Source organism: Cupriavidus sp. MPR-AND1C (assembly GCF_058809705.1).
Window position 1 is genome coordinate 1 of record NZ_JBXASU010000093.1, and the last position, 19,728, is coordinate 19,728.

At 67.5% G+C, this 19,728-nt stretch carries 19 protein-coding genes; 7 read left to right on the forward strand and 12 right to left on the reverse strand.

Annotated features, from left to right (window positions below; translation table 11 throughout):
- The 10 genes from AC1RWI_RS31650 to AC1RWI_RS31695 form a co-directional block, all read right to left on the reverse strand.
- Positions 1 to 1,116: CaiB/BaiF CoA transferase family protein (locus AC1RWI_RS31650; protein WP_492870301.1), on the reverse strand; the 1,116-nt coding region annotated here is incomplete at its 3' end.
- A 141-nt stretch (positions 1,117 to 1,257) separates the two neighbouring features.
- Entirely contained in the window at positions 1,258 to 2,013 is a 756-nt protein-coding gene (locus tag AC1RWI_RS31655) for a lipoyl protein ligase domain-containing protein (protein ID WP_492870302.1), read from the reverse strand.
- A 65-nt stretch (positions 2,014 to 2,078) separates the two neighbouring features.
- A complete protein-coding gene (locus AC1RWI_RS31660; RefSeq protein ID WP_492870303.1) occupies positions 2,079 to 2,855 on the reverse strand; it encodes an SDR family NAD(P)-dependent oxidoreductase in 777 nt (258 codons plus the stop codon).
- A 131-nt stretch (positions 2,856 to 2,986) separates the two neighbouring features.
- Positions 2,987 to 4,099: an acetoin dehydrogenase dihydrolipoyllysine-residue acetyltransferase subunit gene (locus AC1RWI_RS31665; RefSeq protein ID WP_043352921.1), complete on the reverse strand. Its 1,113-nt coding sequence runs from the start codon at positions 4,097 to 4,099 to the stop codon at positions 2,987 to 2,989.
- The gene (locus tag AC1RWI_RS31670; RefSeq protein ID WP_006157630.1) at positions 4,099 to 5,115 is read right to left on the reverse strand and encodes an alpha-ketoacid dehydrogenase subunit beta; all 1,017 of its coding nucleotides are present in this window, start codon (positions 5,113 to 5,115) and stop codon (positions 4,099 to 4,101) included. Before AC1RWI_RS31670 ends, AC1RWI_RS31665 begins: the two co-directional genes overlap by 1 nt.
- 67 nt (positions 5,116 to 5,182) lie before the next feature.
- Entirely contained in the window at positions 5,183 to 6,187 is a 1,005-nt protein-coding gene (locus AC1RWI_RS31675; RefSeq protein WP_150992308.1) for a thiamine pyrophosphate-dependent dehydrogenase E1 component subunit alpha, read from the reverse strand.
- A gap of 11 nt (positions 6,188 to 6,198) precedes the next feature.
- The gene (locus AC1RWI_RS31680) at positions 6,199 to 7,323 is read right to left on the reverse strand and encodes an ATP-NAD kinase family protein (protein ID WP_043352917.1); all 1,125 of its coding nucleotides are present in this window, start codon (positions 7,321 to 7,323) and stop codon (positions 6,199 to 6,201) included.
- Between the two features lie 260 nt (positions 7,324 to 7,583).
- On the reverse strand, positions 7,584 to 9,620 hold the full coding sequence (locus AC1RWI_RS31685) for a sigma-54-dependent Fis family transcriptional regulator (RefSeq protein ID WP_492870305.1): 2,037 nt from the start codon (positions 9,618 to 9,620) through the stop codon (positions 7,584 to 7,586).
- 273 nt (positions 9,621 to 9,893) lie between these two features.
- A complete protein-coding gene (locus AC1RWI_RS31690) occupies positions 9,894 to 10,655 on the reverse strand; it encodes a haloacid dehalogenase type II (RefSeq protein WP_492870307.1) in 762 nt (253 codons plus the stop codon).
- 27 nt (positions 10,656 to 10,682) lie between these two features.
- Positions 10,683 to 11,648 (reverse strand): aldo/keto reductase, encoded by a 966-nt coding sequence (locus AC1RWI_RS31695; RefSeq protein ID WP_492870309.1) that lies wholly within the window; start codon positions 11,646 to 11,648, stop codon positions 10,683 to 10,685.
- 284 nt (positions 11,649 to 11,932) lie between these two features.
- On the opposite strand from AC1RWI_RS31695, the gene AC1RWI_RS31700 reads away from it, so the two are divergent.
- The 3 genes from AC1RWI_RS31700 (at position 11,933) to AC1RWI_RS31710 (ending at position 15,163) form a co-directional block, all read left to right on the forward strand.
- The gene (locus AC1RWI_RS31700; protein WP_492870311.1) at positions 11,933 to 13,504 is read left to right on the forward strand and encodes a methyl-accepting chemotaxis protein; all 1,572 of its coding nucleotides are present in this window, start codon (positions 11,933 to 11,935) and stop codon (positions 13,502 to 13,504) included.
- A 529-nt stretch (positions 13,505 to 14,033) separates the two neighbouring features.
- Positions 14,034 to 14,621, forward strand: coding sequence for a helix-turn-helix domain-containing protein (locus AC1RWI_RS31705; protein ID WP_043352911.1), 588 nt, complete (start codon positions 14,034 to 14,036; stop codon positions 14,619 to 14,621).
- A 14-nt stretch (positions 14,622 to 14,635) separates the two neighbouring features.
- Positions 14,636 to 15,163: a GNAT family N-acetyltransferase gene (locus AC1RWI_RS31710; RefSeq protein ID WP_043357564.1), complete on the forward strand. Its 528-nt coding sequence runs from the start codon at positions 14,636 to 14,638 to the stop codon at positions 15,161 to 15,163.
- Between the two features lie 31 nt (positions 15,164 to 15,194).
- On the opposite strand, the gene AC1RWI_RS31715 is transcribed toward AC1RWI_RS31710, so the two are convergent.
- Positions 15,195 to 16,211: an LLM class flavin-dependent oxidoreductase gene (locus AC1RWI_RS31715; protein ID WP_492870312.1), complete on the reverse strand. Its 1,017-nt coding sequence runs from the start codon at positions 16,209 to 16,211 to the stop codon at positions 15,195 to 15,197.
- Between the two features lie 81 nt (positions 16,212 to 16,292).
- Here AC1RWI_RS31715 and AC1RWI_RS31720 point away from each other — a divergent pair, with 81 nt between their 5' ends.
- The gene (locus AC1RWI_RS31720; protein WP_492870313.1) at positions 16,293 to 16,979 is read left to right on the forward strand and encodes a TetR/AcrR family transcriptional regulator; all 687 of its coding nucleotides are present in this window, start codon (positions 16,293 to 16,295) and stop codon (positions 16,977 to 16,979) included.
- Positions 16,980 to 16,994: 15 nt separating this feature from the next.
- Here the strand turns inward: AC1RWI_RS31720 and AC1RWI_RS31725 are convergent, their stop codons facing one another.
- On the reverse strand, positions 16,995 to 17,435 hold the full coding sequence (locus AC1RWI_RS31725; protein WP_043352906.1) for a YbaN family protein: 441 nt from the start codon (positions 17,433 to 17,435) through the stop codon (positions 16,995 to 16,997).
- Between the two features lie 305 nt (positions 17,436 to 17,740).
- Between AC1RWI_RS31725 and AC1RWI_RS31730 the strand changes: the two genes are divergently transcribed.
- The 3 genes from AC1RWI_RS31730 to AC1RWI_RS31740 all read left to right on the forward strand — a co-directional run bounded on the left by AC1RWI_RS31730 (position 17,741) and on the right by AC1RWI_RS31740 (position 19,724).
- Complete coding sequence (locus AC1RWI_RS31730; protein ID WP_043352904.1) at positions 17,741 to 18,019, forward strand: metal/formaldehyde-sensitive transcriptional repressor; 279 nt, start codon at positions 17,741 to 17,743, stop codon at positions 18,017 to 18,019.
- Between the two features lie 99 nt (positions 18,020 to 18,118).
- Positions 18,119 to 19,105, forward strand: a complete 987-nt coding sequence (gene dmeF, locus AC1RWI_RS31735) for a CDF family Co(II)/Ni(II) efflux transporter DmeF (RefSeq protein WP_492870314.1) — start codon at positions 18,119 to 18,121, stop codon at positions 19,103 to 19,105.
- 106 nt (positions 19,106 to 19,211) lie between these two features.
- Positions 19,212 to 19,724 carry a MarR family winged helix-turn-helix transcriptional regulator gene (locus tag AC1RWI_RS31740; RefSeq protein WP_043352899.1) on the forward strand — a complete coding sequence of 171 codons (513 nt, stop codon included), beginning with the start codon at positions 19,212 to 19,214 and terminating at the stop codon, positions 19,722 to 19,724.
- Positions 19,725 to 19,728: the final 4 nt, after the last annotated feature.

Here is a 19,728-nt window from a genome sequence, read left to right on the forward strand (position 1 = left end):
CGTCACCCCCCAATCCCGCAACACCGCCTCACTATCCGCACCCGGCTCCGCAGGCGCCTGAGGCACCCCCGCCGGCGTGCGGCTGAAACGCGGGGCCGGCGCCGGCTGCATCACCCCGTCGATCTCAAGAAACGTCTCGCGCGCCCGGTTATGCGGATGTTGCGGCGCCTCGTCCCAGTCCAGGATCGGGGCAAAGCAGGCGTCGCTGCCTTCCAGCAGCTCGCACCACTGCGCGCGCGTGCGGGTGAGGAACAGCGTGGTCATGCGGGCCTTGAGCTCGGGCCAGTGGCGTTTGTCGAGCTGCTTGTCGAAGAGCGGATCGTCCAGGCCGCAGCGCTCGCGCAGCAGCGCGTAGAACTGCGGCTCGATGGCGCCCACCGCAACGTACTTGCCATCCGCGCAGGCATAGGTGTCGTAGAAATGCGCCGCCCCATCCAGCAGGTTGTCGCCGCGCTGGTTGGTCCAGCGCCCGGCGGCCTTGAAGCCGTACATCATGGCGGACAGCAAGGCCGTGCCGTCGGTCATGGCAGCGTCCACCACCTGCCCCTTGCCGGAGTTGCGGGCTTCGTTGATGGCGCACATCACGCCAAACGCCAGCAGCATGCCGCCGCCGCCAAAGTCGCCAACGTAGTTGAGCGGCACCACCGGTGGTTCCCCCGCCCGGCCGATGGCGTGCAGGGCGCCGCCGATGGCGATGTAGTTGATATCGTGGCCGGCGGCCTGGGCCAGCGGGCCGTGCTGGCCCCAGCCGGTCATACGGCCGTACACCAGCGCCGGATTGCGCGCCAGGCAAGGCTGCGGCCCCAGGCCCAGGCGTTCCATCACGCCGGGGCGAAAGCCTTCGATCAGCACGTCGGCCTTGGCGATCAGGTCCAGCACGACCTCGGCCGCGCCGGGCTTGCGCAGGTCGATGGCCAGGGAGCGCCTGCCGCGCGCGGTCACGTCGCAGCGCGCGCGGCCGGCGCCGGTGGCCGGCGCCTCGCCGGGATTGGCCGGGCGAGGGCGGTCGATGCGAATCACCTCGGCGCCCTGGTCGGCCAGCATCATCGCGCAGAACGGCGCCGGGCCGATTCCAACCATTTCCACCACTTTCAGTCCAGCCAACGGTCCCGCCATGTCCTGTCTCCGGTTGTGTGCTCCCGCAGGGGAAGCGTCGTGCCGGTCAGTTTGCCACGCTCGCCGGGCTGTGGAATCGTCAATAACGACGAATACGCGAATAGACGAACATGCGAACACGCGCGCAACAACGGCCCGGGCCTAGGCCAGGCCCGCCGCCGCGAAAGCCGGCGGTGTCGCGGCAAGCGCCTCGGGGAGCGCTTGGGACATGCGCTCGCCGAGGTCGCCGGGCACCGGCTGCCCGCTGTCGGCCAGTGCCTGGGCCACGCTGACCACCTTGTCGGCACGGTAGTGGCGCCCGCTGCCTATGGCGGCCTCGAAATCGTTGGCGCGGCCATTGATCTCCCGCGGATCGGCGCTGACCAGCAGCACGGCGTGCGCCAGCACCACGTGCAGGCTGGCGTCGCCCGCGCCCGCCACGCGGCGCCAATATTGCGCCGTGCCGGCAATCTTGCGGGCCTGCTCCGGCGGGCCCCAGGCCAGGTTGAAGCGGCCGTCGCAAAACGACCCATCCACCGCTTGCCAGTGCGTCTGCAAGCCCAGGCGGCTCAACGCGGCGGCCAGCACCTCGCACAGATGCAGATAGGCCGGCTCGGCATAGGTCCCGGCGCCGCCGCGCACCGGATAGGCCAGGCTCAGGTTGACGATGCCCGGGCCCTGCGGCACCAGCCCGCCGCCTGACAGGCGCAGCCAGACCGGGCAGCCACGCGCGGCAAAGTCGGCGCGCGCGGCCTCCAGTTGCGCATGCCGCAGGTAGCTGCGCGGCACCACCAGCGAAACCGGCGCCTGCCACAGGTGCGCCAGCCAGCGGCCGGCGGATGCCCGCTCCAGCAGCGCCTGCTCGGCGTGCAAGGGATCGGGGTCGGTGGGATCGGGATCGAGGAATTCAAATCGCATGGCATGACCGGTAAGCGCCGGGACGGAACGCGCACATGCCGGGCCGCACCGCGGCCCGGTGCCGGTCAATGGAAGGTGAAGCCACCGTCGACGTTGACCGACTGCCCGGTCACATTGTCCATGGTCGCGAAGAACAGCGCCATCCGGCCCATGTCTTCGGGCGTCTGCGCCCGCCCCTGCGGGATCAGCGTGAGCTGGTGGCGGGCCCAGGAATCCTCCACCGATTCGCCCTCTGCCTTCCATTCGTCGGAGAGGCGATCCCACATATAGGTGCGCACGATGCCGGGGCAGATAGCGTTGACGGTGATGCCGTCGCGTGCCACTTCCTTGGCCAGGGCGTTGGTGAAGCCAACCACCGCGAACTTCGAGGCGCTGTAGTGGGCAAGGTTGGGGAAGCCTTCCTTGCCGGCGATCGAGGCGACGTTGATGATGCGACCCTTGTGCTGGGCTTTCATGTGTTCCAGCGCGGCCTGGCAGCCGAGGAAGGTGCCTTTGGCGTTGACGTCCATGACAAAGTCCCAGTCGCGCTCGCTGAGTGCATCGACAGGGTGGATGCTGATGACGCCAGCGCAGTTGACCAGGATATCCAGGCCGCCGAGCTGGTCGAGTGCCTGCCTGACCATGGCGCGGTGCATCTCGGGTTTTGTCACGTCGACCTTGAGGGTGCTCACCCGGCGGCCGAGCGCGCGCACGTCTTGCGCGGTTTCGCGCATGGCGTCTTCGAGCAGGTCGGCGATCAGGATATCAGCGCCGGCCTTGGCGAGTGTCAGGGCGATGCCGCGGCCAATGCCGCGCGCACCGCCGGTGATGACGGCGACTTGCCCCTTCAGGGGTTCGTTCATGGGTGGTCTCCTAGCCTTGTCTTGTTGATTTTCTTGTGCATACAGTCACGAAATACGTCGCGCGATGCGCTGGCTTTCTCCCCTCTCCCGCTTCGTGGGAGAGGGGAGCAAACCAGCGGGACTGCGCTTCGTCAGCCGCCGATATGCCGCTTGAGCAGCGCGTTGACTTCGTTGGCCTTCTCCATCTGGCTCATATGCCCGGCATCGTCGAACACCTTCACCGTCGCGCCGGCCGGCGCGTTGGCCGCATGCGAGGCGGGGATGATCTGGTCCTGCGCGCCCCAGATCACCAGCACAGGCTTGCCGGTATCGCCCAGCCTGTGCCCGGGCAGTTCGGTTTGCCGGCCGCCACCGAACAGGCTGGCGCCGAGTGTGCCGAGCGCTTGCGTAATGCCGTCCAGCCGCTTGTACTTGAGCAGGTCGTCCAGCATCTGGCGGCTGACCAGCCCGGCATCGGCGAACAGCAGTTCCACCACCGGCTTGAGGTCGCGGCGGGATTGCGCGTTGACGAAGCCTTCGGTGTACTGGCTGTTGACCTCCTCACCAAGGCCCGCCGGCGATACGAGCGCGACCGAGCGCACGCGTTGCGGCGCGTCCACCGCCAGCTGCGCGGCGACGCCGCCGCCCATCGAATGGCCCACCAGGTGGGCCTGGCCGATGTCGAGCGCATCCATGAAATGCGCGACGAACCCTGCCAGCGATGCGAGCGTGGTGCCGGGCAGCCTGGGCGTGGCGTGTCCGTGCGCCGGCAGGTCCAGCGCGATGACGGTGTGCGCATCGGCCAGTGCGTCGAGGTTGAACAGCCAGTTGTCCAGGTCCCCGCCGAAGCCATGGATGAACAGCACGGTGTCCGCGCCCTCGCCGCGCTTTGCGTAGCGCGTGCGGATGCCGTCGACTTCGATGAACTGATAGGCCGAGGCGGCGGCGCCCTCTTCTTCCTCGTCGGCCGCCGGCGTTTCATAGGCGGCGACAAAAGCGTCGATGTCCGCGTCGCTGACCTCGGGCGGCGCCAGCACGCCCAGCAGTGCCTTGACCGGCAGGATGTCGCCCACGGCCGCCACCTTGCGGCGCAGGGTGCCGGCGTCCGGCGCTTCCACCGCGTTGGCGATCTTGTCGGTCTCCACGTCGAGGATCGGCATGCCGACCGTGATCTGCGCGCCTTGCTCGACCAGCCAGTCGTTGATCGTGCCTTCTTTCATCGACAGGCCCCATTTGGGCATGACGATCGGGGTGATCGCGGCCATCAGTGTTTCCCTCCTTTCACGGTCTTGCGCGCGGCATCGGCGATGTGCGCCGCGCTGGGGATGTAGAGGTCTTCCAGCGCGGGCGAGAACGGCACCGGCGTATGCGGCGGGCAGACCATCTCGATGCCGGCCTTGAGCGCGCCGAACGCGCGCTGCGCCACCTGTGCCGAGATGTCGGTGGCGATGTTGCAGCGCGGGCTGGCTTCATCCACCACCACCAGGCGGCCGGTGTGTTCCACCGACTCCAGCACGGTGTCGATATCCAGCGGCGAGAGCGTGCGCAGGTCCACGATCTCCGCCTCGATGCCTTCCTTGGCCAATGTCGCCGCCGCCTCCAGCGCGCGGTGCACCATCAGGCCATAGGTGACGATGGAAACATCCTTGCCGTCGCGCACGATGTTGGCCTCGCCGAAGGGGATCGCGTACGAGTTCTCCGGCACCTCGCCTTCGAAGCCATAGAGATTCTTGTGCTCGCAGAAGATGACGGGGTCGTTGTCGCGGATCGCCTGGATCAGCAGGCCTTTGGTGTCATATGGCGTGCTGGGGCACACCACCTTGAGGCCGGGGATATGCGTAAACAGCGGCGTGAGCATCTGGCTGTGCTGGGCGGCTGCGCGAAAGCCCGCGCCCACCATCGCGCGGATCACCACCGGCGTCTCCGCCTTGCCGCCGAACATGTAGCGGAACTTGGCCGCCTGGTTGAAGATCTGGTCGAAGCACACGCCCATGAAGTCGATGAACATCAGCTCGGCAATCGGGCGCATGCCGCAAGCCGCGGCGCCGATGGCCGCGCCCACATAGGCGGATTCGGACAGCGGCGTGTCCAGCAGGCGGTCGCCGTGCTTGGCGTACAGGCCCTTGGTCACGCCGAGCACGCCGCCCCAGGCGTCTTTCTCGCCGTCCGCGCCGGCGCCGCCGACGATGTCTTCTCCGAGCATGATCACGCTCGGGTCACGGGTCATTTCCTGGTCGATCGCTTCGTTGATCGCCAGCTTCATGCTTAATTTGCGGGACATGGTGTGGTCTCCTGATCTTGCTTGCTGTCGTTATGTCTCGGAATGGCTGAGGTCGCGCGCTTAGTGCTTAGTAGCTGACGTACACATCGGTCAGCAGGTCGGCGGGCGTGGGGAACGGCGCCGCCTTGGCCTGCTGCACGGCGTCCTCGATCAGCGCGGCAACCTGCTCGTCGATGGCCTTGAGTTCGTCCAGCGCGATCACCCCGGCCTGGGTCACGGTGGCAGTGAACTTCTTCAGGCAGTCCTTGTTGGCGCGAATGTCATCGAGCTCGCCGGAGGCGCGATAGGTTTGCGCGTCGCCTTCGAAGTGGCCATAGAAGCGGACCATCTTGCATTCCAGCAGGGCCGGGCCACCGCCTTCGCGGGCCCGCTTGATGACTTCGCCCGCCGCCTCGTGCACCGCGAAGAAATCCGTGCCATCCACCGTCACGCCGGGAATGCCGAAGCCGGCGGCGCGGTCGACGTAGCTGTCCACTGCCGTGCCGTAGTCGCGCGCGGTGGATTCGGCATAGCCGTTGTTCTCGATCACGAAGATCACCGGCAGGTTCCACACCGCGGCCAGGTTCAGGCTCTCCAGGAAGGTGCCCTGGTTGGACGCGCCATCACCGGCAAAGGTGATGCCGATCTCGCCCTTGCCGCGGAACTTGGCGGCCAGCGCGGCGCCGCACACCAGCGGCGCGCCCGCGCCCAGGATACCGTTGGCGCCCATCATGCCCTTGGACAGATCGGCGATATGCATGGAGCCGCCCTTGCCGTTGCAGGAGCCGCCCTTGCGCCCGTAGATCTCCTTCATCATCGCCACCGGGTCGACGCCCTTGGCAATGCAGTGGCCGTGGCCGCGGTGGGTGCTGGCGATGCGGTCGCCGTCGCCCAGGTGGTGCAGGATGCCGACCCCGGCGGCTTCCTCGCCGGCGTAGAGGTGGACGAAGCCCGGGATGTCGCCGCGCCCGAAGTCCACGTGCAGGCGCTCTTCGAAATCGCGGATGGTGCGCATCCTGCGATAAACGGCGAGCAGTTCCTGCTTGTCGAGGGGCAGCGTGTTCCCGGTGGTACCGGATGCGTTGGCTGTCATGTCTGTCTCCTTCATGGTTTTGTGGTGGCGGTAGAAAGCTCGGTGAGTGGCTGGGGTGGGGAATGCTGTGGTTGCCGGGGCGGCGGCGCGCGCCCGCTGCGCATCAATCCGGCGGCGGCGGCGTAGCGCATGCAGGCCGCCACGTCGATGCTCAGGAAGGCGCGCTCGCGCAGCGTCACGGTGACTTCGTCCTGCGGGCCGAACACCAGCTCGCGCTCGCCGTCCAGCGCGACGATGCCGGCGCGCTGGCGCACGCGGTGCGCAACGCCGTCGGTCAGGCGTTCCCAGCCCGCGATGGGCACCGCGCGCAGCAGGCCGGGCGCAATCGGCGCGTGCAGCGCGAAGCGGCCTTCGCCGGGCGCGGCCAGCTCGATCGCCAGGCCGCCGGGCTCATGCCTGCCCACGGGCTCCAGCAAGCCGCCGATGGCGGACAAGCCAATCGCCTGCGGATCGGCGAACGACACGTAGACCGCGCCCAGCGTCTCGGTCTTCCACAAGGCGCGCGCGCCGATGAAATGCTCGTGGGAAATCACGGCGTCGACCAGCGCGATGTCGTGGCGCACCTCGCCTTCACCCGCAATCGTGATGTCGAGCCGCTTGTTGGCGGCCAGCGCATGCGCGGCGGGAACGCGGCCGCTGGCAAACAACCCCGTGGCCAGCCCGGTGATGGTGGGCTCGCGCATTTCGGGGTAGGCGTTGTTGGTGCCGGTGGAGATGCCGGCAATCGGCACGTTGCCGCATTCGCGCACCACCGCGCGGTGGGTGCCATCGCCGCCGAGCACGATGATGGCGGCAACGCCCGCCTCGCGCAGCATGCGTGCGGCCAGGAAGGTGTCGTCGACGCGCGCGGTGACCGGCATGTCAAGGTATTCCACCTCCGGCAGCGCGGCGTCCGGCCCCTGGCGGCGCGACAGGTGGCGCGACAGCAGCACGCGCATGCCCTCGCGGTCCGGCATCATCAGCACGCGGCCAACCCCGCAGGCAGCCAGCGCGGCCAGCAGGCGCAGCACGATATTGACGCGGTCGGCCAGTTGCAGCGTGTTGGCGTTGGCGATCACGCGGCGGATATCGCGCGCGGAAATCGGGTTGGCGATGATGCCGACCAGTGGCCGGCTGGCCAGCGCTTGCTCACCCATGCCTGTCTCCTGTCTTTCTGGTTATGACAGGCATATCGCAACGGCCGTGCCAGCCCGCATCAGCGCGCCGGAGACGGCAAAAATCCGGGATTACCCCAGGTAAACGCGGGGCGCGCAGGGACTTTGCGGGCCATGCGCATGCCGCGGCGTGACAGGTGTCACAGCATCACGTGTACAGGGGGTGAACAGGTGTAGCGGGGATCTTGCGCCGGGCAGGGAAGGGGGCGCGGGCGAGCCGCGCCGCCATGCTCGCTGGCTGGCTAATGCGCCGCGTCGCGCTGGTTGGGCGACGCGATGCCGTAGCGCGCCATGCGGCGGTACAGCGTCATCCTGCTCACGCCGATCTGGCGCGCCACCGCGCTCAGGTTCCAGCCGGCCGCGCGCAGGTATTGCATCAGCAGCATGCCTTCCGGCGGCAACTGATGCGGGTCCAGGCCGGGGGCCGGCAAGGCCGGCGCGCTGGCGGCTTCGGTGGCCGCTTCGACGGCCGCGCTGCCCGGCGGGACACTGGCGGAAACCGGAAGCAGGCCCTGCTGCGGCATCCCCTCGCCAATCCCCTCCGGGAGATCCTCCACCTCGATATGGCCGTCGTCGCAGACCGCCCGCGCGTACTCCAGCGCATTGCGCAGCTCCCGCAGGTTGCCGGGCCAGCGGTGCGCGTGCAGCCGCGCGCGCGCCGCGGGCGACAGGCTCGCGGTAGCTGGCTTGCCGCCCGCGTCCAGCATCTTGCCGATCAGCCAGTCCAGGTCCGTGCGCTCACGCAGCGGCGGCAGCATCAGCCGCGCGCCGTTGAGCCGGTAGTACAAGTCCTCGCGAAAGCGCCCGCTGCTCACCAGCTGGTCCAGCGGATGGTGCGTGGCGGAAATCACGCGCAGGTTGACAGGCACCGGGCGCGCCGCACCGATGGCAAGCACCTCGCCCTCGGCCAGCACGCGCAGCAGGCGCGATTGCAGCTCGCGCGGCATGTCGCCGATCTCGTCGAGAAACAACGTGCCACCGTCAGCCTCCTGGATCAGCCCGCGCTTGGGCCGCGAGCCCGCGCCCGAAAAGCTGTTGGCCAGGTGGCCGAACAGTTCGCTCTCGATCAGGGATTCGGGAATCGCCGCGCAGTTCACCGCGACGAAAGGGCCGTCGCGGCGCGCGCTGGCCCGGTGCAGGGCCTTGGCCAGGTACTCCTTGCCGCTGCCGGTCTCGCCATTGATCAGCAGGTTGATGGGCGAATCCACCAGCTTTGCGGCCCGCAGCAATTGCTGCTGCAATGCGGCATCGCCACCGCACAGCGCGGCCAGCGGCGCCTGCAGCGGCGTGGCCCGCTCGCTAGTATCGCGCGCGCGCTGCCAGCGCAGCGCCGGCGGCATCACGCTCAGGTAAAGCCGCGCGCCGGTGCGCGCCAGCGCCAGCGCGCGCTGCTCGCTGGGGCGCGAATGCATGAAGCGGCCCAGCTCATCGAGCCGCGCCTCGAACAGCGACTCGAATGGCATGCCAAGCAGCGGCGCGCCACCCGGCGCCACGCCCAGCTCGGCCTCCAGCATCTGCTGCGCGCGGCGGTTATGGCCAACGATGCGGCCCGACGCATCGAGCGCGAGCAGGTATTCCGGGTTGACGTCGACAAACTCCGGCGCGGCGTTGAGCTTGAGGATCCAGTCCTCGCGGTGGCTGCGCACAAAGCTGGCGTTCTCGATCCGGCTGGCATAGATGCGCACCATCTGCAGCGCCAGGCCCTGGCTGTCCTTGGCCTGCGGCGAGGTCAGCGCGGAAATGTCGAGGATGGCGCAGAGGCTGCCGTGCGAATCGAACAGCGGCGCCGCGGTGCAGGTTAGCGGAATATGGGTGGCGTCGAAATGATCCGCCTGGTGCACGGTCAGCGCCTGGCCGGTGGCCAGCGCGGTGCCCACCGCGCAGGTGCCGGCGCCGGATTCGCTCCATTGCGCGCCCAGGTACAGGCCGGCATGGCGCAGGCGGGCATCGGCGTTGGCGTCGCCCAGGTAATCCACTGTCACGCCCTGCGCGTCGGTCAGCAGCACCACGTAGCCCATCCCGGCCACCTGGCTATAGAGCGTCTGCAGCCCGTGGCGCGCAATCTGCGCAAAATCGTCGATGCGCTGCTGGTGCTCGCGCAACCGGGTCTGCGGCAGGATGCGCGCCTCTTGCATGCGCGCCGGATCCAGCCCGTACTGATGCACGCAGCGCCGCCACGAATTCTGGATGATGGTTTCCGGCGCACGCACCATCGGCGCGCTGGCGCGGGTGGTGAGCTGGACTACCGTGTCGATGTGCTCGCGTTGCCGCAGGTCCATCGTGGTCTCCTTGTCGTCTCCTGGCGCGCTGCCGTGCTGGCGCGTGCCAACTCCCGGCTCTCGCGTGGCCTCTGCTGCGCCGCAGGGTTGCAGCGTGGGCGGCCGGGAGTCCTAATGTATCCGACAGGGAGCGGCTTGGGCAAACCCGATCGCGCTGGCCGGGCGCGCAGGACGAGCGTCAACGCGCGCCAAGTGCAGCCAGCGCTTCACGGCGGGAGGCCGCTATGGCAGGCTTTCCCAAGCCGGTGTGCGCTGGTTGGCGCACGCGCGCGCTCAAGCGCCGAGCCGCTGCGCCAGTTCCGTCAAGCTATCCACCACCACATCCCAGTCCGACTCGGCCGCCAGATCCTTCGCCTGGTTCGGCCCGTACTCCGTAGGCCGGTTGACATAGGCAGTCCGCATGCCATGCGAGCGGCCATGCCGCAGGTCATTGTTGTGCGCCGCAACCAGCATCACCTCCGACGGCTGCAGGTCGAAGAAGGCAATCACGCCTTGATAAATCTCCGCCTGCGGCTTGAAGTGGCGCACGATGTCCGCGCTGAACACCGCGTCCCACGGCAGGCCGGCATACTTGGCCGTGTCGACCAGGCACTGCACGCTGCCGTTGGAGAAGGTGGAAATGATGTAGCGCTGCTTTAGCCGCGTGAGGCCGGGCACGCTATCCGGCCAGCCCCGCAGGCGGTGCCAGGCACGGTTGAGGTAGTCCTTATCCACTTCGCTCAGGTCTTCGATGCCGAACTGGTCGAGCAGTGCGTCGAGCCGTTCGCGGTGCAGCACGTCGATATTGGCCCACGGCCGCTCGCCCTTGCGCACGCGCTCCATGCCGGGCACGTAGCCGGCGCGCCAGGCGTCGGCAAAGGCCGTCCAGTCGGCCTCGATGCCCTTGTTCCGCCCGAACGCGGACAGGTCCGCGATCACGCTGGTACGCCAGTCCACCACGGTACCGAAGACGTCGAACACCAGCGCCTTGACCGCGCTCAGGTCCGCCGCCTTGCTACCGGCGCTGTTGCCGTGGCTCAATCTGTTCTCATGCATCCCTTATCTCCTCCGGGGCAGGCCAGTTCACGCGCTGGCCTGGTCCAGCAGCGCGATATCGCCGGCGCTCAGTGGCAGGCGCGTGGCGGCAATCAGGTCGTCCAGCTGCGCCAGCGAGGTGGCGCTGGCAATCGGCGCGGTAATGCTGGGGCGCGCGATCTGCCAGGCCAGCGCTACCTGCGTCGGGTTGGTGGCGGTGCGCGCCGCGACCTCGTCCAGCGCCGCCAGGATGCGCAGGCCGCGCGCATCGAGATAGGCCTTGACGCGCTGGCCGCGCGCGCCGCTCTTGGCAAGGTCGGCCTCGGAGCGGTACTTGCCGCTGAGAAAACCGCTGGCCAGTGCATAGTAGTTGAACACGCCCAGGCCTTCGCGCAGCACCAGCGGCTCAAGCTCGGCCTCATACTCGCTGCGGGTATAGAGGTTGTAGTGCGGCTGCAGGCTCTCGTAGCGCGGCAGGTTGTGGCGGCGGCTGGTTTCCAGCGCCTCGGCCAGGCGCGCGGCGCTGTAGTTGGAGGCGCCGATGGCGCGCACCTTGCCGGCCTTGATCAGGCGGGCGTAGGCGTCCAGGGTTTCCTCGAGCGGCGTGTCCCGGTCTTCGTCGTCATGCGACTGGTAGAGATCGATGTAGTCAGTCTGCAGGCGCTGCAACGACGCGTCGACGGCGCGTTCAATATAGGCGCGCGACAAACCCTTGCGGCCCTCGCCCATGTCCTTGCCCACCTTGGTGGCCAGCACCACCTCGGCACGCTTGCCGCTGCGCTTGAACCACTTGCCGATGATGGCCTCGGACTCGCCGCCCTGGTTGCCCGGCACCCAGCGCGAGTACACGTCGGCGGTATCGATGAAGTTGAGCCCGGCGCCGACAAAGGCATCGAGCAGCCGGAAGGAGGTGGCCTCGTCGGCGCTCCAGCCGAACACGTTGCCACCAAATGCCAGGGGCGAGACTTTCAGCCCGGACCTGCCCAGTTTGCGTGTGGTGATGCTTGAGGTCATGCGTTTTGCTCCGCGGGTTGCGTCGAGCCCCCCGTCATCCAGGCGCGGCGAAAGTCACATTGTAGGCAGGGATCGGAAAGCTTGCCGGCCCGGGCAGAAGCATCTCTTTAACCACTTCTATTTCCCCCATTCAAGTCCCGACGCTGATGGGCCGTTAACCGGCTGTGGCCAGGCGATGCGCAGCGAGCGCATTCGCCTCGCCTGTGCCGCACTGTCAACATCAGGGTCAGGCCGATGCCGCGCCGCCGGCGCAAACCGGCTGCCCATACCGGTCAAGCATGATCATGAATCGAATCTCGTTGAACGCCAAACTCAGGGCCGCGCTGGTGGCGATGTGGCTGGCCCTGCTGGCGCTGAGCACCTGGAGTGCCGTGCACACCCGCGCCACCATGATGGCCGAGCGCCGCGAGAGCCTGCAGTCCCTGGTGGCGACCGCCGAAGGCATCATCAAGCTCTACGTGGACCGTGCCGCCAAGGGCACCATGAGCATCGAGGATGCCCAGGCCGCGGCCAAGGATGCACTGCGTGTGATGCGCTTCGGCGACAAGGGCTACCTGTTCCTGCTCAACTCCAAGCCGCAGGTGGTGCTCAACCCCGGCCTGCCGGATACGGAAGGCAAGATCCTGGGTGACTTCAAGGACCCCGACGGCAAGCTGGTCTACCAGAGCATCGTCGATGCGGGCAAGGCGAGCGCGCGCGCCGGCGCCGGCCCTGATGACGGCTTCGTCACCTACCGTGGCCGCCTCCCCGGCACCGAAACGCCCGCGCGCAAGCTGACCTATGTGCGCTATGTGCCGGCATGGGACTGGCACGTGGCCACCGGCGTGTTCCTCAAGGACATCGAAGGCAGCTTCCGCGACGACCTGATCTCCGCCGCAATCAGCACCTTGCTGATCGGCGCGCTGGTATCGGCATTCATGCTGGCCATCATGCGCACCGTGCGCAAGAGCCTGGGCGGCGAGCCGGCCTACGCCACCGAAGTGGTCACGCGCATTGCCGACGGCGACTTCACGGTGCCGGTGCGCATTCGCGCCGGCGACGAGCACAGCCTGCTGGCGGCCATGCAGCGCATGCAGCAGCGCCTGTCCGGCACGCTCGGCGAGATCCGTGGCGCGGCGGATTCGATCGCCTCGGCCACGCAGCAGATTTCCGCGGGCAATACCGACCTGTCGCAACGCACCGAGGAACAAGCCTCGGCACTGGAGCAAACCGCTTCAAGCATGGAACAGCTGACGGGCATCGTGCGCCAGAACGCGGACAATGCGCGCCAGGCCAGCTCGCTGGCGGTCAACGCTTCCGATATCGCGCAACGCGGCGGGCAGGTAGTCAACCAGGTGGTGAGCACCATGGGCGAGATCAACGGCGCCTCGCGCCAGATCGTCGACATCATCGGCGTGATCGAAGGTATCGCCTTCCAGACCAATATCCTGGCGCTGAACGCCGCCGTGGAAGCGGCGCGCGCCGGCGAGCAAGGCCGCGGCTTTGCCGTGGTGGCGGGCGAGGTGCGCAGCCTGGCCCAGCGCTCGGCCACCGCCGCCAAGGAGATCAAGGGCCTGATCGACAACTCGGTGGCCCAGGTGGACAACGGCTCGGCGCTGGTCGCCAAGGCGGGCCAGACCATGGAGGACATCGTCGGCGCGGTCAAGCGCGTGACCGACATCATGGGCGAGATCAGCGCGGCATCGAACGAGCAGAGCGCCGGCATCGAGCAGGTCGGGCAAGCGGTGAACCAGATGGACACCGTGACCCAGCAGAACGCGGCGCTGGTGGAACAGGCCGCCGCCGCGGCCCAAGCGCTGGCCGAGCAGGCGCAATCGATGATGCGCTCGGTGGCGTCGTTCCGGCTGGCGGCTTAGGGAGCGGGACTGGGGGAGAGAGCGGGCGCTCGTTGCGCCTGCGTGCTGAAGCAAACCGCGGGCTTCGCTTCAAGTGGCTCCTGGTTAAGCCACCCCGCTCTCCGGCACTCTCCCCGGCCCTCTCCCCCTGAGGGGCGAGGGAGAGACAGCCGTCGTCATGGCGCGCGGATCTGGCCCGTTCAGCGGCTTCGGCCGGTGCTTCAGGTTTGTCAGCAGCCTGAGCCCACGCCACACCGGCGGGCTCTTTTTCATTTCCCGACCAACGTCCATATAAGCGCACCGTCTGTCCAAGGTGCGCGAGATCTTCGCCTTCGTGGTGTGTGCCGGCCGTCGGCATGAACAAGGGCCGCATCCTGCCGACAAGGCAGCCCGTTGTGCGCCGGCCCCTTGAAAGCCAAGTCGCTCCGAGGCAGCCTTGAGCGGCACCGCCCCGGCCCGGAACGCGCTATTGCATTGGCAGGTTCCAGTTGCTTTGAATCGCGATGTATGTCAGTTTACAGGACATGAACATCCAGCATACTGGACAACCATGGACATCAACGACCTCATCGCCCGGCGCGTGCGAACACTGCGCGACGCCCAGGGCTTCTCGCTGGCCGCCCTGGCTGAGCGCAGCGGCGTGAGCCGCTCCAACATCTCCTTGATCGAGCGTGGCCAGAGCAGCGCCACGGCCACGGTGCTCGACAAGCTGTCCGCCGCGCTGGGCGTCACCGTGGCGTCGCTGTTCGAGGACAGCACGCCGCAGGCCGAGCCGTCGCCCATGGCTCGTGCGGCGGAGCAGCCGGTGTGGACCGACCCCGCCTCCGGCTATATCCGCCGCAACCTCTCCCCGGCGGCACCCTCGCCGATCCAGCTGGTTGACGTGGTCTTCCCGGCAGGCAAGCGCGTGGCGTACGAAACCGCCGCGCGCGAAGCCGATATCCATCAGCAGGTCTGGATGATCGACGGCGTCATGGAAATGACGGTGGGCGACCAGCACTGGCGCCTGGAAACCGGCGACTGCCTGTCCATGCGGCTGGACCGCCCCATCGTCTACAAGAATCCCACCCGCAAGCCCGCGCGCTACGTCGTGGCGCTGGCCACGATGCCATTCACGCCAACCAGGAGAAACGCATGACCGAGATGCCCGGGATGACCGAACCTATCACCGTGCGGCGCGTCGGCGCCGATGAGGCGGCCGCGTGCATCGAGGCGCTGGCCGATGTGCTGATCGATTGCGTGGCAGGGGGCGCGTCGGTGAGTTTCATGCTGCCGCTGCCACGCGAGAAGGCCCTGCAGTTCTGGCGCGGCGTGGCCGATGGCGTCGCGCGCGCAGAGCGCGTGCTGCTGATCGCGCAGGACGGCGAAGGGCAGATCCTTGGCACCGTCCAGATCATCCTGTCGATGCCTGACAACCAGCCCCACCGCGCCGACGTGGCCAAGATGCTGGTGCACCGCAAGGCCCGCCGCCGCGGCGTAGCGCAGCGGCTGCTGGCGGCCCTGGACGATGCCGCGCGCGAGGCGGGCAAGTCGGTGCTGGTGCTCGACACGGTGACCGGCGGCGATGCGGAGCGCCTGTACGCGCGCGCGGGATGGCAGCGCGCCGGCGTGGTGCCGAAGTACGCGCTGATGCCGGATGGCGAGTTCTGCGGGACCACGTTCTTCTACAAGCACCTCTGAGCGCATCGGCGCCATCGGCACGACCGACGCGTCAGATCATGACTTTGGCTGGCGACGCCGCCACCCGCATGGCCTGCGCCGCGATCTCGAAGGAGCGCAGGCGGGCCTCGTGATCGTGGATCTGCGCGGTGAGCATCAGCTCATCCGGCTGCAGGTCCTCGATGAAGGCGCGCAGGCCGTTGCGCACGCCTTCCGGATCGCCCACCACCGAGCACGCCAGCGAGCGCCGGATATGCGTGGCCTCGGTCTGCGTCCACATCAGTTCGATGTTGTCCACCGGCGGCCGGATCGGGCCGGGACTGCCGCGCACCAGCGCCAGGAACTGCTGCTGCAGCGAGCTGAACAGCCGGCGCGCCTGCGCGTCCGAATCCGCCGCGAACACGTTGAGCCCCAGCATCACATGCGGCTTGGAGAGCTGCGCCGACGGCTGGAAGGTCGTGCGATACAGGTCCACCGCCTGGCGCATGAAGCCCGGCGCGAAGTGCGAGGCAAACGCGAAGGGCAGGCCCATCGCCGCCGACAACTGCGCGCTGAACAAGCTGGAGCCAAGCAGCCACAGCGGCACCTTCAGGCCCGCGCCGGGCACCGCGCGCAGGCGCTGGCCGGGACGCGGGTCGTCAAAGTAGGCCTGCAGCTCCTCCACATCCTGCGGGAAGGCATCGGCGGCGTCTTGCGTGGCGCTGCGGCGCAGCGCGCGAGCGGTGGACTGGTCGGTGCCGGGCGCACGGCCCAGGCCAAGATCGATGCGGCCGGGGAACAGCGAGGCCAGCGTGCCGAACTGCTCGGCCACCACCAGCGGCGAATGGTTGGGCAACATGATGCCGCCGGAACCCACGCGGATGGTGGACGTGCCGTTGGCAACGTAGCCAATCAGCACCGCCGTGGCGGCGCTGGCGATGCCAGGCATATTGTGATGCTCGGCCAGCCAGAACCGCTGGTAGCCCAAGCGCTCAGCGTGCTGGGCAAGCGCGAGCGAATTGCGCATGGCCTGGCCGGCGTCACCGCCTTCCACGATGGGCGACAGGTCAAGCAGGGAATAGGGGATCATGGCGAGCGACTGCGGCGCAGCAATTTATTGAACGATCACTATAGTAATCACCACTGGCGTCACTGGCAACGGAAAAATATAATGACCACTATGAAAAAGAGTGTTTCCGGTGCGGGCCGCGGGCGGCCCAGGCAGTTCGATCGCGACGAGGCGCTGGGCCAGGCCCTGTCGCTGTTCTGGCGCTATGGCTATGGCTCCACTTCGATCTCCGCGCTCACCGAGGCCATGGCCATCACCGCGCCCAGCCTGTACGCCGCGTTCGGCAGCAAGGAGCAATTGTTCTACGAAGCCGTGGACCGCTATGCGGATACCCACGGCGCGCTGCTCTACGCGCCGCTGCAAGGCGCTAGCAGCGCCCATGACGCCGTGCACGGCCTGCTCGCCGGCGCAGCCGCCTTGTTCAGCGCCAAGGGCAACCCCGCCGGTTGCTTCCTGATGACGGGCACCAGTTGCTCGGCCGACTGCGCCTATATCGAAGATACGCTGCGCCAGCGCCGCAAGGAAAAGGAGCAAGCCCTGCAGGCCTGCATCCAGCAGGGCATCCAGCGCGGCGAACTACCCGCCGGCACGGATGCACCAGCACTGGCCAAGTTCTTCAACACGGTCATGCAGGGAATGTCGATGCAGGCGCGCGATGGCGCGTCGCGCGCCGCGCTCGAAGCGCTGGCTGCTACCGCGATGCTGGCGTGGCCGGTAAAGGTGGTAAAGGTGGTAAAGGCAGTAAAGGCGGCAAAGAAGACCAGGCCGCGCGAAACCCAGACAGCGTAACTGGCGGGTGCGGCATCAGGCCGCCGGCTCGGGCCGGCGCCACAGCCATGCCAGCACGCAGGCCATGCAGGCAATTGCCCCGTAGGCCAGCCAGGGCCGATGCATGCCGAACAGCAGCACGGCGCCGCAGATGCTCATGGCCGCCGTGGCGCTCCACTTGGCGCGGCGGCTCACCATGCGGCCGTTGTGCCAGTTGTAGAGCATCGGGCCGAACACGCGATGGCCAAGCAGCCACGCATGCAGGCGCGGCGACCCCTTGGCCGCGGCCCAGGCGGACAGCAGGATGAACTCGGTGCTGGGCAGGCCGGGCACGAACAGCCCGAGGATGGCCACCCCCAGGCTCAGCAACGCCAGCGCGGTCAGCAGCGCGCGTGCCGTGCGGGTACGCGCCAGCCGCAGCGGCGGATCGCCCGGGTTGGCGCCCGGCACCGGCGAAGCCGTATCGGCGTCATCCACGGCCGGTCACCGCGAATCTCGCTGTTGGCGCGGTTGGCGCCCTGGAGAGCGGTGCCTCGGCAGTGAAAGCCTGCAGGCGGCGGCAACGGCAGAAGGCATGTGACAGTTCTCCCGGTTCTGGCAGAAGGCTCAACTGGCACCATTGTCCACGCGGGCGATGCAGGTGGTCAACGCTTCTCATGGCAGGACGAGCAGGAAGACTTGCCAGGTACCGGACAGCGGGCAAGACCCCGCGACTTGCAAGGACATGGTCCCTTTCCCGGCAGGGAATATATACTCCCCCATACTATATTTGAGGCGACGCCGTGAGCCACACGATCCGCGAAAAACAGAAGTTGCTGAACCGGGTGCGCCGCATCCGGGGCCAGATTGATGCTATCGAACGCGCACTCGAGCAAGAGCACGGCTGCGTGGACGTGCTGCAGCAAATCACGAGTTGCCGTGGAGCCATGAACGGCCTGCTGGCGGTGGTACTGGAAGACCACATCCGCACGCACCTTGTCGAAGCCGAGCCAGCCCATGGCGAGTCCGAAGGCGACGCCAGGGAGCAGCTCATCGAGGTGGTGCACAGCTACTTCAAATGAGCAGCCTGACTCACTCAGCCTATTGCCCGCTTCACGCTCGAATCGTCACGAAACTGCTCAAGCCTGCGGCTGCTTGGGCAACAACCAAGCAGATCGACCATGCATACACATGACATCACCCCGTGGACGCATACCCACGTATTCGACTCAGGCAACAAGGCTGCCGAGCGAGGAACGCGCCTCGTCATGCTGATCACCGCCGCGATGATGGTTGTGGAAATCGCCGCCGGCCTCTGGTTCAACTCGATGGCGCTGCTGGCTGACGGGTGGCATATGAGTTCCCACGCGCTTGCCATCGGATTGAGCGCCTTTGCCTATGCGGCGGCGCGGCGCTACGCGCATGACCATCGGTTCGCCTTCGGCACCTGGAAGATCGAGATCCTGGCGGGATTCGCCAGCGCGATCTTTCTTCTCGGCATCGCCGCCTTGATGGTCTTCGGGTCCGTGGAACGGATCTTCAGTCCGCAGGCCATTCACTACAAGGAAGCCATGGCAGTCACGGTCATCGGACTGCTTGTCAATATAGGATGCGCGCTGATACTGGGCGATGCGCATGCCCATGGCCACGCACATGGGCATGAGCATGGGCACCAATATGGACACGGTCATGGTCATGGTCATGGCGGCCATCACCAGCATGACCTGAATTTGCGCTCGGCATACGTCCATGTACTGGCAGATGCCGCAACATCGGTGCTTGCCATTCTGGCACTCGCCGGAGGCTGGCTGCTCGGGTGGCGCTGGCTCGACCCGGTCATGGGCATCGTTGGCGCCGGGCTGGTCGGCGCATGGGCCTTCGGCCTGTTGAAACAAACCGGCGTCGTTCTGCTCGATCGAGAAATGGACCATCCGGTCGTGGATGAAGTACGCGAAGTGTTGCAGGCTTTCGATACCGGCGACGAGGGTGCCCGTGTTGCCGACCTTCATGTCTGGCGAGTGGGCAAGGAGACATTCTCCTGCCTTGTCAGTCTGGTGACTCACGACCCTGCGCTGACGGCAGCGCGCGTCAGGAGCGCCCTTGCAGTTCACGAAGAGCTCGTGCATATCACTGTGGAAATCCACCGCTGCGCGGATTCGGCGGATTGAGCGGATTGCACGGTGCGGGGCCGTGCACGCGCAAAAAACCCGCCGCGCGCGGCCCCGCTCGGTATACTCCGAGGCACGTTTATCTCATGCCTGCAGACCGCCCATCGTGTCCAACTCCTCCGCGCGCAAGACCGCCGCGCAAAAACCCGCCGCCGCCGACTACGATTTCACCGAGCAAGTCGGGCACCTGCTGCGGCGCGCCTACCAGCGCCATGTGGCGATCTTCCAGCAGACCATTGCCGACTCGCAGCTGACGGCGGCGCAGTTCGTGGTGATGTGCGCGGTCAACGAGCGCGGCTCGTGCTCGCTGAGCGAAATCGTGCGGGCCACCGCCATCGACCAGGCCACCGTGCGCGGCATCATCGAGCGCCTCAAGGCGCGCGAGCTGGTGGCCGTCTCGCACGATACCAACGACCGCCGCAAGGTCGTGGTCACGGTGACCCCGGCCGGCCATGCGCTGATCGAGCAAACCGTGCCGTTCGCGCACAAGATTTCCGAGCAGACTTTCGGCGACCTCAATCCCGCCGAGCGGGTGGCGATCACCTACCTGTTGCGCAAGATGAGCGAGTTCGACGAGCGCGACGAGCGCGGCAACGCAGCGGACGGCGAGCCAGAGTAAGCCC

Bases quoted from the DNA above. Each gene is read 5' to 3' on its own strand.
- AC1RWI_RS31655 (WP_492870302.1), bottom strand. From the start codon at position 2,013: ATGCGATTTGAATTCCTCGATCCCGATCCCACCGACCCCGATCCCTTG.
- AC1RWI_RS31660 (WP_492870303.1), bottom strand. From the start codon at position 2,855: ATGAACGAACCCCTGAAGGGGCAAGTCGCCGTCATCACCGGCGGTGCG.
- AC1RWI_RS31665 (WP_043352921.1), bottom strand. From the start codon at position 4,099: ATGGCCGCGATCACCCCGATCGTCATGCCCAAATGGGGCCTGTCGATG.
- AC1RWI_RS31670 (WP_006157630.1), bottom strand. From the start codon at position 5,115: ATGTCCCGCAAATTAAGCATGAAGCTGGCGATCAACGAAGCGATCGAC.
- AC1RWI_RS31675 (WP_150992308.1), bottom strand. From the start codon at position 6,187: ATGACAGCCAACGCATCCGGTACCACCGGGAACACGCTGCCCCTCGAC.
- AC1RWI_RS31680 (WP_043352917.1), bottom strand. From the start codon at position 7,323: ATGGGTGAGCAAGCGCTGGCCAGCCGGCCACTGGTCGGCATCATCGCC.
- AC1RWI_RS31685 (WP_492870305.1), bottom strand. From the start codon at position 9,620: ATGGACCTGCGGCAACGCGAGCACATCGACACGGTAGTCCAGCTCACC.
- AC1RWI_RS31690 (WP_492870307.1), bottom strand. From the start codon at position 10,655: ATGCATGAGAACAGATTGAGCCACGGCAACAGCGCCGGTAGCAAGGCG.
- AC1RWI_RS31695 (WP_492870309.1), bottom strand. From the start codon at position 11,648: ATGACCTCAAGCATCACCACACGCAAACTGGGCAGGTCCGGGCTGAAA.
- AC1RWI_RS31700 (WP_492870311.1), top strand. From the start codon at position 11,933: ATGAATCGAATCTCGTTGAACGCCAAACTCAGGGCCGCGCTGGTGGCG.
- AC1RWI_RS31705 (WP_043352911.1), top strand. From the start codon at position 14,034: ATGGACATCAACGACCTCATCGCCCGGCGCGTGCGAACACTGCGCGAC.
- AC1RWI_RS31710 (WP_043357564.1), top strand. From the start codon at position 14,636: ATGACCGAACCTATCACCGTGCGGCGCGTCGGCGCCGATGAGGCGGCC.
- AC1RWI_RS31715 (WP_492870312.1), bottom strand. From the start codon at position 16,211: ATGATCCCCTATTCCCTGCTTGACCTGTCGCCCATCGTGGAAGGCGGT.
- AC1RWI_RS31720 (WP_492870313.1), top strand. From the start codon at position 16,293: ATGACCACTATGAAAAAGAGTGTTTCCGGTGCGGGCCGCGGGCGGCCC.
- dmeF (WP_492870314.1), top strand. From the start codon at position 18,119: ATGCATACACATGACATCACCCCGTGGACGCATACCCACGTATTCGAC.